Origin of the sequence: Zhouia amylolytica AD3 (assembly GCF_000511935.2) — a bacterium.
GTDB classification, from domain to species: domain Bacteria; phylum Bacteroidota; class Bacteroidia; order Flavobacteriales; family Flavobacteriaceae; genus Zhouia; species Zhouia amylolytica.
On the sequence record NZ_AYXY01000026.1, the window covers coordinates 184700 to 197669 of the forward strand.

The 12970-nt window shown below is 37.3% G+C and carries 13 protein-coding genes; 10 read left to right on the forward strand and 3 right to left on the reverse strand.

Features of this window, described 5'->3' with window-relative positions; genetic code table 11:
* Window positions 1-15: 15 nt before the first annotated feature.
* Window positions 16-876 carry a ChaN family lipoprotein gene (locus tag P278_RS14380; protein WP_038268435.1) on the reverse strand — a complete coding sequence of 287 codons (861 nt, stop codon included), beginning with the start codon at window positions 874-876 and terminating at the stop codon, window positions 16-18.
* 56 nt (window positions 877-932) lie between these two features.
* Between P278_RS14380 and P278_RS14385 the strand changes: the two genes are divergently transcribed.
* Together P278_RS14385 and P278_RS14390 are read left to right on the forward strand one after the other, a co-directional pair.
* Window positions 933-2237 carry an aminopeptidase P family protein gene (locus tag P278_RS14385; protein WP_038268668.1) on the forward strand — a complete coding sequence of 435 codons (1305 nt, stop codon included), beginning with the start codon at window positions 933-935 and terminating at the stop codon, window positions 2235-2237.
* Between the two features lie 63 nt (window positions 2238-2300).
* Entirely contained in the window at window positions 2301-2684 is a 384-nt protein-coding gene (locus P278_RS14390; RefSeq protein WP_038268437.1) for a VOC family protein, read from the forward strand.
* 17 nt (window positions 2685-2701) lie between these two features.
* On the opposite strand, the gene brnQ is transcribed toward P278_RS14390, so the two are convergent.
* The gene (brnQ, locus tag P278_RS14395) at window positions 2702-3991 is read right to left on the reverse strand and encodes a branched-chain amino acid transport system II carrier protein (protein WP_038268439.1); all 1290 of its coding nucleotides are present in this window, start codon (window positions 3989-3991) and stop codon (window positions 2702-2704) included.
* A gap of 65 nt (window positions 3992-4056) precedes the next feature.
* Here brnQ and P278_RS14400 point away from each other — a divergent pair, with 65 nt between their 5' ends.
* On the forward strand, window positions 4057-4836 hold the full coding sequence (locus P278_RS14400) for an alpha/beta fold hydrolase (protein ID WP_038268441.1): 780 nt from the start codon (window positions 4057-4059) through the stop codon (window positions 4834-4836).
* Between the two features lie 293 nt (window positions 4837-5129).
* Here P278_RS14400 and thiL read toward each other — a convergent pair whose 3' ends face one another.
* Window positions 5130-6200, reverse strand: coding sequence for a thiamine-phosphate kinase (thiL, locus tag P278_RS14405; protein WP_038268443.1), 1071 nt, complete (start codon window positions 6198-6200; stop codon window positions 5130-5132).
* A 137-nt stretch (window positions 6201-6337) separates the two neighbouring features.
* Here thiL and P278_RS14410 point away from each other — a divergent pair, with 137 nt between their 5' ends.
* From P278_RS14410 to P278_RS14440, 7 genes are all read left to right on the forward strand, one after another.
* Complete coding sequence (locus P278_RS14410; RefSeq protein WP_038268445.1) at window positions 6338-6808, forward strand: DinB family protein; 471 nt, start codon at window positions 6338-6340, stop codon at window positions 6806-6808.
* A 9-nt stretch (window positions 6809-6817) separates the two neighbouring features.
* Window positions 6818-7507, forward strand: coding sequence for an ArsR/SmtB family transcription factor (locus tag P278_RS14415; protein WP_038268447.1), 690 nt, complete (start codon window positions 6818-6820; stop codon window positions 7505-7507).
* 144 nt (window positions 7508-7651) lie between these two features.
* Window positions 7652-7981 carry a HesB/IscA family protein gene (locus P278_RS14420; RefSeq protein ID WP_038268449.1) on the forward strand — a complete coding sequence of 110 codons (330 nt, stop codon included), beginning with the start codon at window positions 7652-7654 and terminating at the stop codon, window positions 7979-7981.
* Between the two features lie 44 nt (window positions 7982-8025).
* Complete coding sequence (gene sufB, locus P278_RS14425) at window positions 8026-9471, forward strand: Fe-S cluster assembly protein SufB (protein WP_038268451.1); 1446 nt, start codon at window positions 8026-8028, stop codon at window positions 9469-9471.
* 63 nt (window positions 9472-9534) lie between these two features.
* A complete protein-coding gene (gene sufC / locus P278_RS14430; RefSeq protein ID WP_038268453.1) occupies window positions 9535-10287 on the forward strand; it encodes a Fe-S cluster assembly ATPase SufC in 753 nt (250 codons plus the stop codon).
* Between the two features lie 85 nt (window positions 10288-10372).
* Window positions 10373-11689, forward strand: coding sequence for a Fe-S cluster assembly protein SufD (gene sufD, locus P278_RS14435; protein ID WP_038268669.1), 1317 nt, complete (start codon window positions 10373-10375; stop codon window positions 11687-11689).
* A 6-nt stretch (window positions 11690-11695) separates the two neighbouring features.
* On the forward strand, window positions 11696-12934 hold the full coding sequence (locus P278_RS14440; protein ID WP_038268455.1) for an aminotransferase class V-fold PLP-dependent enzyme: 1239 nt from the start codon (window positions 11696-11698) through the stop codon (window positions 12932-12934).
* The last annotated feature ends 36 nt before the right edge of the window (window positions 12935-12970 follow it).

Below are 12970 nucleotides of genomic sequence, written 5' to 3' on the forward strand. Positions count from 1 at the left end.
AGTTTAACGGTTTTATCAATACGTTTTAGTCATATCCTTGTCAACAACTATAATGTAGTGAGCCGAATTCATATGTTCTGCTTCTGGTTTCCTGAGTGCTTTTTGTTCTACAATGTTAATGGTTTTTATGTTTAATTCTGAACGTTGTCGTTTTAAATACCAACCAATTCCTTCAAAATTATTAGAATGATAAGACCCGTTGTAATGGATGAAGAGGTGGTTGGGTTTTAAATGTTTTAATATAAAGAAGGCCATTGTAGCATCCTTAATTGCTTGCGCCTTGGGCAGGTTTGCTCCTCCATGTCCCGGCATCATTTCTAGCATAGCCTTATATGAGGGGAGGTTCGGGTCATAAACGATTGGAAGTTTAGCTATATAGTTTTTTTCCTGATCAGTAAGGGGTTCGAGGGCTTCGAATCCTTTTTTGAATACCAGGTTGGCGTATTTCCGGGGTACATTAGTAGCAATAAAACTAAGCTTGTTTCTTTTTGCTAAATCCACCAATGGTTTATAGTCCGTTTTATAGTTTGGCCAGGGACTGATGATTGAATCCATGGTTTTTGCATTTATGAACCCCATGAGGTAATCATTAAGAGTGTTTTGGTCATCTGCTTCAAACATCTCTGCCCCAAGAATTAAAGAATCGGATTTCAATAAATCAGAAGTGACTTCATATTCAAGCCAATGGGCTATAGGGTTGTTGTGCAGTTCGCCAAAAAGTATGACTTCCGACCTGGAGAGATCTTTAAGCATTTTTTTATAAGACACTTGCTTGCCTTTCTGGTTAAAAATGCGATATGGATCTTTGATTTGAGCGGTGGCGCTGAGCGTGATGAATCCTGTAAAGAGCAACAGGTAGTTAGTTATATTTTGCATCCGATTAATATGTTATTCATTATCAAATGTATAAATTTGTTTTTAAATATATTGATATGAAATACCTTCCGATAGACAAAAATCTTTTTGTAAAAAATAGGACAAAGTTCATGGCTGCTATGAAGCCAAAAAGTATCGCAATTTTTAATTCAAATGACATCTATCCAATTGGAGCTGACTCAACTATTCCGTTTCAGCAGGCAAGAGATCTCTTTTATTTAACCGGAGCCGATCAGGAAGAGACCGTATTGTTGTTATTTCCTGATGCTCATGAGGAGAAGCATAGAGAGGTTTTATTTGTTAGAGAGACTAATGAGCATATAGCGATTTGGGAAGGCGAAAAACTAAGTAAAGAAAAGGCATTCGAAATAAGTGGGGTCAGAACTGTTTATTGGTTGTCTGAGTTTGAAAAGATCTTCTTCGAATTAATGACTGAAGCAGATACTGTTTATTTCAACACTAATGAACATTACCGTGGAGGATTGGCGGTTGAAACTGAAACCAGGGAAGATCGATTTATAAAATGGTGTAAAGAGAAATTCCCAGCCCATAAATGGGAAAAAAGTAATCCGGTAATGCATCAGTTAAGAGGAGTGAAGGAGATAGAAGAAACAGCTATTTTAAAGCATGCCTGTGAAATTACTGAAAAAGGATTTAAACGGGTTCTGAATTTTGTAAAGCCCGGAGTAATGGAGTATGAGATAGAAGCTGAATATATGCATGAATTTTTGCGTAATAGATCGCGAGGATTCGCTTACACCCCAATAATCGCCTCGGGTTTTAACGCTTGTGTATTGCATTATATTGAAAACAACCAGGAATGTAAGGATGGTGACATGCTTTTGATGGATGTGGGAGCCGAATATGCTAATTACAGTAGTGACATGACAAGAACAATTCCTGTGAATGGTCGTTTTACGCAAAGGCAAAAGGATGTGTATAATGCAGTTTTGAGGGTTAAGAAGGAGGCGACAAAAATGTTGGTTCCAGGCACAATTTTGAAGGAATACCATAAAGAAGTCGGTAAATTCATGACTTTTGAGTTGTTAGAGTTGGGGTTGTTAGATAAAGCCGATGTGCAAAATGAGAACCCCGAATGGCCGGCATATAAAAAATATTTTATGCATGGAACAAGTCACCATTTAGGCTTAGACACTCATGATTATGGCGAACTTAAAACCCCAATTAAATCCAATATGATATTTACGGTAGAACCTGGGATTTATATTCCAGATGAAAACTTGGGAATTCGACTTGAAGATGATGTGGTGGTTCAGGAATCTGGTGAACCAATTAATTTAATGAAGAATATACCAATTGAAGTAGGTGAAATCGAAGAATATATGAACAACAAGAAATAGTTTTCATATTCAATAATATTTCTCTTCATTCGTTATTGCACTAATTCAAAAATCAAGTGCAAGATGAAAAGAACGAAAATAACCGTTGGGCATCAGCAAATGATGCCCTTTTTAATGCTAAAGGACATCGATATGTTTATTGATTTCACTCGAAAAATATTTAATGCTGAAGAAAGAGTGAGGAGATTGGATAGACACAAACGGGTAGAGTATTCGGAATTAAGAGTGGGGGATACCACGGTGATGATTACTCAGGCCGTTAAGGGTGATGTTTCTTCAAAATCAGCATTTTATATTTATGTCAATGACGCAGATGCTATCTTTTACAAGGCGCTGGATAATGGTGCAGTTCCTCTAATGTTTCCGATGAATGAAGATGATGAAACAAGAAGTGCCGGGTTCGAAGACCCAATGGGATGTGTTTGGTGGATAACCACCTTGAATTAAAAAGGAAAAGAAATGAATTAGCTTGTCGATTTAAGCTTGTCAGAATATTTTAAAAAAATGTTTGTTGCTATTAAAGCAATAAGGGCAGGTGCGGTCCAACCCAATTGGTGTTCCGAAAATGGTATAAATTGATGCCATAATGAGAAATCCTGATGAAGTCCCAGGGTTTGTATAAAATCTGGAATGCTGAATAAAATGGTGGTGATTACTACCATTTTGAAAACAACAGAAGAAGTATATTTCGCAGGAATTGCATTGAGTATGATCAGTACGATGGTGATTGGGTAAATAAATGCCAGCGCAGGAATTGCTATGTCAATAATGTAACCAACATTAAGTTGCCCCACCAGTATGCCCAGACTGCAACCCAGGATAGCTGTAATGAGGAAGGCAGTTTTGGAATTGTTGAAGATTTGTTTTGCGTAGTCTGAAGTTCCCGTAACTATACCTACTGCAGTCGTGAAACACGCAAGCGTAACCAGGATACTTAGAAACTGACGACCAATGCTGCCTAAAGTTTTGGCAGCTATTCCGTTGAGGAGATTAGTTCTCGAAACATTATCTGAAAATTCAGGGCCATACAAAGCACCGGTAAAGATAAGTCCGGTGTAAATTATAAATAGTCCCAGGCCTGCCAGAATCCCTGCTCTGCTGATTAGCTTTCTTTTTGCTATATAGGTCTCATTACTTCTTATGTTAATGGAAATTATGATAACGGCGCCTACAACAACAGCTCCTATGGCGTCAAAAGTTTGATATCCTTCTAAAATTCCCGAAGAAAAGGGTTTTGGATAAGGTGAATTTGCGGCTGGGCTGTTATTCGAAAAGATAGATACACCCATGATGCTTATTAATATAAATAGAATTAATGGTGTTATAAATTTACCGATAACCTCGATGAGTTTGGAGCGATTAATGACGATTATAAAAACCAATATAAAATAAACTGTACTGGTGATTAACGGTGAAACATTAAAATAAGGACTAATGGCCATTTCGTGGGTAACAGAGGCCGTTCTCGGGGATGGTAGACCTATGGCTATCAGGTATACTAATGAGCAGTATACAAAACTAAAAACAGGAGACACTTTTTTTGCGAAGTCGATCATAGTCCCTTGTATCTTTGCGTGTGCATAGATACCGAGTATTGGTATTAGGACCGCTGAAATTGAAAACCCAATCGATGTTAAAAACCATTGATCGCCACTATTGTATCCCAAAAATGGTGGGAGTATAAGATTTCCGGCGCCAAAGAATAAAGAAAACAAGGCAAAAGCGGTTAGCAGAGTTTCTTTCGTTTTGTTCATGTAGTTAATATCTTTGACGCGTTTTTAATAGAAGTCTAAATTAAGAATTTTAAACAAAGAAGGTGATGGAGATTTTGCATAAAGGAACTTCAGTTTATTTTGAAGATGAAGGCAAAGGGACTGCTGTAGTTTTTCTGCATGGATTTTTAGAAAATAGTACTATTTGGAAAGAGGTGAAGTCATATTTTGTTTCTAAATACAGGGTGATTAGCATTGATCTTCCCGGGCATGGTAAAACTGGATGTTTTGGTTATGTACATACCATGGAGATGATGGCTGAAGTAGTGGAGGCTGTTTTGAATTATCTTAAAATACGCAAATCTGTATTCGTTGGGCATTCAATGGGAGGATATGTGGCTTTGGCATTCGCTGAGAAAAATCCTGACAATGTGAAGGGTTTAGTTTTGCTAAATTCTACTTCGAGAGCTGATTCCGAAGAAAAGAAGAAGAATAGGGATCGTGCTATTGAAGCTGTAAAATATAACCACAAAAGCTTTATTAGAATGGCGATCACAAATTTATTTAGACCTAAGAACAGGAAAATCTTTGCTGAAGAGATTAAGGAGTTAAAAAAACAGGCACTTCAGACTCCTTTGCAAGGAATTGTGGCCGCTTTAGAGGGGATGAAAATAAGAGATGACAGAGAAGTGTTGTTGCATTTTTCTCCTTATCGGAAAATGATAATTATTGGAAAAAAGGATCCAGTATTGAACTATAATGACTTATTAGAGCAGACCAGAAACAACAATGTAGAGGCTGTTGAGTTGGAGGATGGGCACATGTCTTATGTAGAAAATCAGGAAGAATTTGTGGAAAACTTGCTTATTTTTTTAAAAAGTATTTGATAAAAGGCTAGATTTTAATAAATTAGACCACCCAAATCAAAAATACGTATGTCAAAATCTAAGCAAACCCCCGGATTTTCGTTGGCTAATTGCTTATGCAGCATTTTTGGTCATCGATACAAAGTCTCAAAAAAAGTGACCCCACATGTTACAGAATTTCAATGCTCTGTTTGCAAATGTGAAAAAACTACCGATGATAGAGGTCATATAGTGAGCTTGACCCCCGAAAGAAAAGAAATCAATAATACATTGGCTCATTTCTACCGTAAAAGGCATAGGCAAGCCTTAGAATACTAATCTTTTTCCGTCTCATTGTTGTTTTCACTATATGAATTCCAACCCATAGATGTGATTGGAATTTTTGTGTTTGCTCGTGTAATGAGATGAATGCCTTCACCCTCTGCTGTCATGTGGCCTATGACGGTAAGGTGTGGATTTGCCTTAATTTTAGGGTAATCATCCTGAGAAATAGTGAATAATAATTCATAGTCTTCGCCGCCGCTCAGTGCAACTGTAGTGCTATTGAGATCAAATTCCTCACATGTGGAAATTACCTGAGGGTCCAAAGGTATTTTATCCTCAAACAAATTGCATCCTACTTTAGAGTTCTTGCAGATATGAATGATTTCTGAAGAAAGTCCGTCGCTAATGTCAATCATCGAAGTAGGTTTTACCTCAAGATCTTTCAAAAGTTGTGGTATGTCTTTGCGAGCCTCTGGCTTTAATTGTCTTTCGATAATATATGAATATGGAGAAAGATCAGGTTGGTTGTTAGGGTTTACTTTGAAAACTTCTTTTTCACGCTCCAGTATTTGTAAGCCCATATATGCCCCGCCAATATCTCCACTGGTAACAAGGAGGTCGTTGGGTTGTGCCCCACTTCTATAGGTGATTTCATTGTCTGTAGCCTTACCTATTGCAGTGATAGAGATTAAAAGCCCTTTGTTAGACGAGGTGGTATCGCCTCCTATCAGGTCCACCTTATAGTTTTTACAAGCTAATTGAATACCTGCATAGAGTTCTTCAAGAGCCTCAAGAGGGAATCTGTTAGAGGCAGCAATGGATACCGTTATTTGGGTAGCAAGCGCATTCATTGCATAGATGTCAGATATGTTAACCATTACAGCCTTGTAGCCTAAATGTTTTAAAGGCGTGTAGCTGAGGTCGAAGTGAACCCCCTCAACCAGGAGGTCTGTTGAGATTACCGTTTTATGACCCTTAAAATCTAAGACAGCCGCGTCGTCTCCGACGCCTTTGATGGTAGATTCATGGATGGGATCAAAATATTTCGTAAGATGATCGATCAGGCCGAATTCGCCAAGATCTGATACTGATGTGCGCTTTGGATTCTTATCTTCTAACATGTTGCAAAGGTAATATAAAGTTGGAAGTTAAAAATTAAAAGTAGGTTGTCTTTGTGTGGTGCTAAAGTAGACACTTCATTATAAAATGAAATATTCAAGGTTCGGTTGATATAGTTTTGCTGAAAACAAGAAAGATTATGAGTGCAACAGAATTGTTAAGATTAAACTTCTCCGAAACAAGACGGCGAAGTGCTAAATTATGGAGAGGAATTCCTGTAGAATATTTAAATTGGAGGCCTGATAAAAATGCGTTTTCCTTTATAGAAATAATTCGCCATGTACTAGAAGGGGAGTATTTATATCATAAAATTATAGAAGGTGAAGGAGTTTTAGGTGTTTATAAATCTCCTTGGGAAAGTCTTAGTTATGGAAATGTGGAAAACGAACTTGACTTTGCCCAAAAATACAGGGAAAGTTTTATTGAAATGATCAAAAAACTTTCTGATACTGATCTTGATAGCATAAGAATTGTGAGGAAAGAATTAGGGCAGAACAAAAAATTAGGGGATTATTTAAATCGGATGGTGTATCATGAAGCTGTTCATGCAGGACAAGTATTGAGCTATTTAAGAACACTTGGAGTCGATCGTCCGCTTGTTTGGGATTAATAAGTAATAATGGAAGAATTAGAAGATCAATTTAGTCGAATAGCAGTATTGATAGGTGATAAAAGTCGCGCTATAATGCTTTGGAATTTGCTTGATGGAAGATCCTATACGGCTTCTGAGCTAGCAGTATGCGCTGATGTTTCTCCACAGTCAGCCAGCAATCATTTGACTAAATTGGTAGCTTCCGAAATCCTTGCTGTTACAAAGCAAGGTAGGCATAGGTATTACACCTTTCAAAATGCTTCAGTTGCTCAGGCTATTGAGTCTATAGCTAGCTTGATTCCAAACCATGAAGGGTATAAAAGGGTTAAAAGGCCCTGTCCTAAAGGGCTTACTGAGGCCAGAACATGTTATGATCATCTCGCTGGGGCTCTGGGGGTGAAACTTACAGAAGCTTTAATTGATAACAGTATATTAAAATTCTTAAATAAGGATTATGTAGTTACTTCCTATGGAGAAAAATGGTTTTTGTCTTTTGGGATCGATGTACGTCAGTTGAGGAATGAAAAGAGATCTTTGGCGTATCAATGCCTGGATTGGAGCGAAAGAAGGCATCATATCGCCGGAGCGCTTGGTGCAAAAATATTTGAAAATATGCTTCAAAAAGGATGGGTTAAAAAAGTAAAAAATTCCAGACAAATCATATTGCTTCCTGAGGGGAAGAAAATGTTGAAAGAGCTGTTAAACCTAGATGTGTAAAGACTTCTCAACTTATGTTCGTTTCATAAAGAATAGTTATAATATAAATCTATAGAACGATTTGTTATAATAATGTTGTAACTTATGGTAAATCGGCTTTAAAATACTATTTTTGCCTACTATTTAGAACTAATCTGTTTAAAGATGATAAAGGTTTCTGAAACAGCGAAAAATAAGTTAGTAGAACTCATGTCAGATGATGGGTTCAACGCCGCACAGGATTACGTTAGAGTAGGTGTGAAGAGTGGCGGTTGCAGCGGTTTGTCTTACGATTTAAATTTTGATAAGAGTAAAACCGACGACGATAAACTTTTTGAAGACAACGATATAAAGCTTGTAGTAGACAAAAAGAGTTTTTTGTATCTCGTAGGCACCACTTTAGAATATTCTGGCGGACTAAACGGAAAAGGTTTTGTGTTTAACAATCCAAACGCACAGCGTACCTGTGGGTGTGGTGAAAGCTTTTCGTTATAAGAATCGACTAATAAATTGGTTGACTAATTTTGAAATTGACAAAGATGGCGTATACTGAAGAAGAATTAAAAAAAGAACTCGAAACTAAAGAATACGAATACGGGTTTTATACAGATATTGAAGCTGAAACGTTTCCAAATGGTCTGAACGAAGACATCGTGCGTGCTATTTCTAAAAAGAAGGAGGAGCCGGAATGGATGACCGAATGGAGACTTGAGGCTTTTAGAGCTTGGGAAAAAATGGAAGAGCCTGAATGGGCGAACGTAACGTATAAAAAGCCGAGTTTTCAAGATATATCATATTATTCTGCTCCGAAAAAGAAACCGGAATATGAAAGTCTTGATGAGGTAGATCCTGAATTGCTGGAAACTTTCAAGAAATTAGGGATTTCTATTGAAGAACAGAAAAAATTGGCTGGTGTAGCTGTTGATGTTGTAATGGATTCAGTGTCCGTTGCTACAACTTTTAAAAAGACATTAGCTGAAAAAGGGATCATTTTTTGCTCGATATCAGAAGCGATCAAGGAACATCCTGAGTTGGTTAAAAAGTACATAGGTACCGTGGTTCCGCAAAGAGATAATTTTTATGCGGCCTTAAATTCAGCGGTCTTCTCTGACGGTTCATTTTGCTATATACCGAAAGGTGTAAGATGTCCGATGGAGCTGTCGACCTATTTCCGTATCAATCAGGCGGGAACCGGACAGTTTGAAAGAACTCTCGTGGTTGCTGACGAAGGTAGTTACGTGAGTTATCTCGAGGGCTGTACAGCTCCTCAGCGAGATGAAAATCAATTACATGCTGCTGTAGTAGAGCTTATTGCTTTAGATGATGCAGAGATAAAGTATTCGACTGTTCAAAATTGGTTTCCGGGAGATAAAGAAGGAAAAGGTGGAGTTTTTAACTTCGTTACCAAAAGAGGGCTGTGTGAAAAGAATGCTAAGATTAGCTGGACCCAGGTAGAAACTGGTTCGGCAGTTACCTGGAAATATCCTTCATGTATTCTTAAGGGAGATAATTCGATTGGTGAATTTTACTCGATAGCTGTAACAAACAACTACCAACAGGCTGATACCGGTACTAAGATGATTCACATTGGTAAGAATACCAGGAGTACCATCATCTCAAAAGGTATTTCTGCCGGAAAGTCACAAAATAGTTACCGTGGATTAGTGCAGGTTAACAGAGGTGCTGAAAATGCAAGGAACTTCTCGCAATGTGATTCGTTGTTGATGGGTAATTTATGTGGAGCACATACATTTCCTTACATAGAGGCAAAAAATAAAACGGCGCAGATAGAACATGAGGCCACTACCAGTAAAATTGGTGAAGATCAAATATTCTATTGTAATCAGAGAGGGATCGATACTGAAAAAGCAATTGCGTTAATTGTTAATGGGTTTAGCAAAGAAGTGTTGAATAAACTTCCGATGGAGTTCGCAGTAGAAGCTCAAAAATTATTGGAAATTTCCCTGGAAGGATCAGTAGGATAGGATTAAAATTTAGAAGATTAAGGGGCAACCCTAAAAATAAAGATATAAATTCAAATAGATAAGATGTTAACGATTAAGAATTTACATGCCGGTATAGAAGAGAAAGATATTTTGAAAGGTATCAACCTTCAGGTAAACCCAGGTGAAGTACATGCTATTATGGGACCAAATGGTTCTGGTAAAAGTACTTTGTCGTCTGTGATAGCAGGTAAAGAGGAGTATGAAGTAACAGAGGGAGATATCGTTTTCGAAGGAGAGAATATTAACGAATTTGCACCTGAAGAACGTGCGCATAACGGAATATTTCTTTCGTTTCAATATCCGGTAGAAATTCCTGGAGTAACGGTTACCAATTTTATAAAAACAGCTATTAACGAAACGCGTAAGGCAAGAGGTTTAGAAGAAATGCCTGCAAATGAGATGTTAAAGCTTATCCGAGAAAAATCTGAGTTATTAGAAATCGATAGAAAATTCCTTTCGCGTTCCTTGAATGAGGGATTCTCAGGAGGTGAGAAAAAGAGAAATGAAATTTTCCAGATGGCAATGCTAGAGCCAAAACTTGCCATTCTTGATGAAACAGATTCAGGATTGGATATTGATGCCTTGAGAATTGTTTCTAATGGAGTTAATAAACTTAGAAGTAAAGATAATGCGGTAGTAGTAATTACACACTACCAGCGATTACTTGAATATATCGTTCCGGATTTTGTTCACGTATTATTAGACGGTAAGATTGTTAAATCTGGAGGAAAAGAACTTGCTTTAGAACTAGAGGAGAAAGGTTACGATTGGTTGAAGCAAGAGCTATCGGTATAATTTTCTTGAGGAAAGATAAGTTCTCAGGATTTAAAAAAATTTCGAATGAAGTTTCTGTGTGAACAGAAATTACAAAAAGTATAAAATGGATTTGAAAGAAAAATTGGTTTCATCTTTCATGGCTTTTGAAGGTCAGATTGATGTAGATGCACCGGTTCATGAAATAAGATCTGAGGCCATTAAGGTTTTTGAACAAAAAGGCTTTCCTACAAAGAAGGAAGAGTCTTGGAAGTATACATCCTTAAATGCGCTTTTGAAAAACGACTATACTGTTTTTCCTAAAGAGGAATCAGCACTTCAATTTCAGGATGTTAAGAAATATTTTTTACATGAAATCGATTCATATAAGATCGTTTTTGTTGATGGAATATACAGTTCTTACCTTTCTGAGACTTCACATGAAGGACTTGATGTGTGTTTGATGAGTGCTGCACTTTCAAAACCAAAGTATCGATTAATTATTGATAATTATTTTAATAAAATAGCCCCAAAAGATGATGGTTTAACAGCTTTGAATACGGCATTTAGCCGCGAGGGTGCATTTATTAATATACCTAAGGGAAAGGTTGTTGAAAAACCAATTCAGATATTGCACTTTTCTACAGGAAAGGAATCGGCCTTAATGTTGCAGCCAAGAAATTTAGTGGTTGTCGGAGAAAATGCCCATGTACAAATTATTGAACGTCATCAAAGTTTGACAGAGAATCCTGTGTTGACCAATTCGGTAACCGAGATACATGCCAATAGAAATTCAATCGTTGATTACTATAAAATTCAGAATGACGCCCAAACGGCATCTTTAATAGATAATACTTATATCGCTCAGAAGAAACACAGCCACGCTTCTGTGCATACTTTTTCTTTAGGTGGAAATATCACTCGTAATAATCTTAATTTTTATCATTTAGACGAGCGAATTGATTCTACGTTAAAAGGAATTACGATTATTGGAGATAAGCAGCATGTAGATCACAGTACGTTGGTTCATCACGCTCAGCCTAATTGTGAAAGTCATCAAGACTACAAAGGTATCTATGCGGATAAGAGTACAGGTGTGTTTAACGGAAAGGTTTTAGTTGATAAAATTGCTCAGAAGACGAACGCATTTCAGCAGAATAATAATATTCTGATCGATGACAGAGCAGTAATTAACACTAAGCCACAGTTAGAGATTTTTGCGGATGATGTAAAATGTTCTCACGGATGTACTATAGGTCAACTGGATGAAGAAGCTTTGTTCTATCTACAGTCAAGAGGGATTCCTTCAAAAGAAGCAAGAGCATTGTTAATGTATGGTTTCGCAAACAATGTATTAGCTAGTGTTAAGATTGATGAAGTAAAAAAGAGAATTAAGAAGCTAATAGCGATGAAGCTTAATGTGAATATTGGTTTCGAATTATAATATTTTATGAGTACAGTAATTCAGAATATGCCCTTTGATGTAGATGAAATCAGAAAAGATTTTCCTATCCTTAAACGTGAGGTAAATGGATATCCTTTGGTGTATTTTGACAATGCTGCTACATCGCAAACCCCTCAGCAGGTAATCGATGTTATTGTAGACTATTACAGTAACTACAATGCAAATATCCACAGAGGAGTGCATACCTTGTCTCAGGAAGCTACGGATGCATATGAGCAGGCACGCGTAAAAATTCAAAAGCATTTTAATGCTGATAAGTCTCATGAAATCATTTTTACCTCAGGTACCACTCACGGTATTAACCTGGTTGCTAATGGTTTTACTGCCATCTTACAAGAGGGGGATGAAATCATAGTATCTGCCTTAGAGCATCACTCTAATATAGTGCCTTGGCAGATGTTATGTGAGCGAACTGGTGCCATTCTCAAGGTAATACCTATGAATGAAGAAGGCGCGCTGATAATGAGCGCATATGATGCCTTGTTATCTGAAAAGACCAAATTGGTTTTTTGTAATCATATATCTAATGCTTTAGGAACTATAAACCCTATTGAAGAGATTATTACAAAAGCACATATGGTTGGAGCTGCTGTTTTGATTGATGGTGCTCAGGCATGTCCGCATGTTAAACCAAATGTAAAGGAGCTTGATGTTGATTTCTATGTAGCTTCTGCTCATAAAATGTGTGGTCCTACGGGTGTGGGTGTTTTATATGGTAAGGAGGAATGGCTTCAAAAATTACCACCATATCAAGGAGGTGGGGAAATGATTGCAGAAGTAACCTTTGAAAAAACCACCTATGCGGGTTTGCCTCATAAATTTGAGGCTGGGACACCTAATATCTGTGGTGGAATTGCATTTGGAGCTGCTTTAGATTACATCAACAAGATTGGTTTCCAGGCCATTCAGGATTACGAGCATAAATTGCTGGCCTATGCTACAGAAAAATTGCTGCAAATAGATGGGCTCAAAATCTATGGAACTTCTGCCAATAAGACCTCTGTAATTTCTTTTAATATTGATGGGATACATCCCTATGATATAGGGACCATTATAGATAAATTGGGTATTGCTGTCCGTACCGGGCACCACTGTGCTCAACCTATAATGGATTATTTTAATATCCCAGGTACGATCCGTGCCAGCTTTGCTTTCTATAATACTACAGAAGAAATAGATCGTTTCGTTGAGGCCGTGGTAAAGGCTAAAAATATGCTGTTATAACCCATTCTTTTATTTATCGATAATTGCTCGTCTGGT

What these genes read in the sequence shown, in the direction of transcription:
- P278_RS14415 (WP_038268447.1), top strand. Translation starts at nt 6,818, where the DNA reads ATGGAAGAATTAGAAGATCAATTTAGTCGAATAGCAGTATTGATAGGT.
- P278_RS14420 (WP_038268449.1), top strand. Translation starts at nt 7,652, where the DNA reads ATGATAAAGGTTTCTGAAACAGCGAAAAATAAGTTAGTAGAACTCATG.
- P278_RS14380 (WP_038268435.1), bottom strand. Translation starts at nt 876, where the DNA reads ATGCAAAATATAACTAACTACCTGTTGCTCTTTACAGGATTCATCACG.
- sufB (WP_038268451.1), top strand. Translation starts at nt 8,026, where the DNA reads ATGGCGTATACTGAAGAAGAATTAAAAAAAGAACTCGAAACTAAAGAA.
- brnQ (WP_038268439.1), bottom strand. Translation starts at nt 3,991, where the DNA reads ATGAACAAAACGAAAGAAACTCTGCTAACCGCTTTTGCCTTGTTTTCT.
- P278_RS14410 (WP_038268445.1), top strand. Translation starts at nt 6,338, where the DNA reads ATGAGTGCAACAGAATTGTTAAGATTAAACTTCTCCGAAACAAGACGG.
- P278_RS14440 (WP_038268455.1), top strand. Translation starts at nt 11,696, where the DNA reads ATGAGTACAGTAATTCAGAATATGCCCTTTGATGTAGATGAAATCAGA.
- P278_RS14400 (WP_038268441.1), top strand. Translation starts at nt 4,057, where the DNA reads ATGGAGATTTTGCATAAAGGAACTTCAGTTTATTTTGAAGATGAAGGC.
- sufC (WP_038268453.1), top strand. Translation starts at nt 9,535, where the DNA reads ATGTTAACGATTAAGAATTTACATGCCGGTATAGAAGAGAAAGATATT.
- P278_RS14385 (WP_038268668.1), top strand. Translation starts at nt 933, where the DNA reads ATGAAATACCTTCCGATAGACAAAAATCTTTTTGTAAAAAATAGGACA.
- sufD (WP_038268669.1), top strand. Translation starts at nt 10,373, where the DNA reads ATGGATTTGAAAGAAAAATTGGTTTCATCTTTCATGGCTTTTGAAGGT.
- P278_RS14390 (WP_038268437.1), top strand. Translation starts at nt 2,301, where the DNA reads ATGAAAAGAACGAAAATAACCGTTGGGCATCAGCAAATGATGCCCTTT.
- thiL (WP_038268443.1), bottom strand. Translation starts at nt 6,200, where the DNA reads ATGTTAGAAGATAAGAATCCAAAGCGCACATCAGTATCAGATCTTGGC.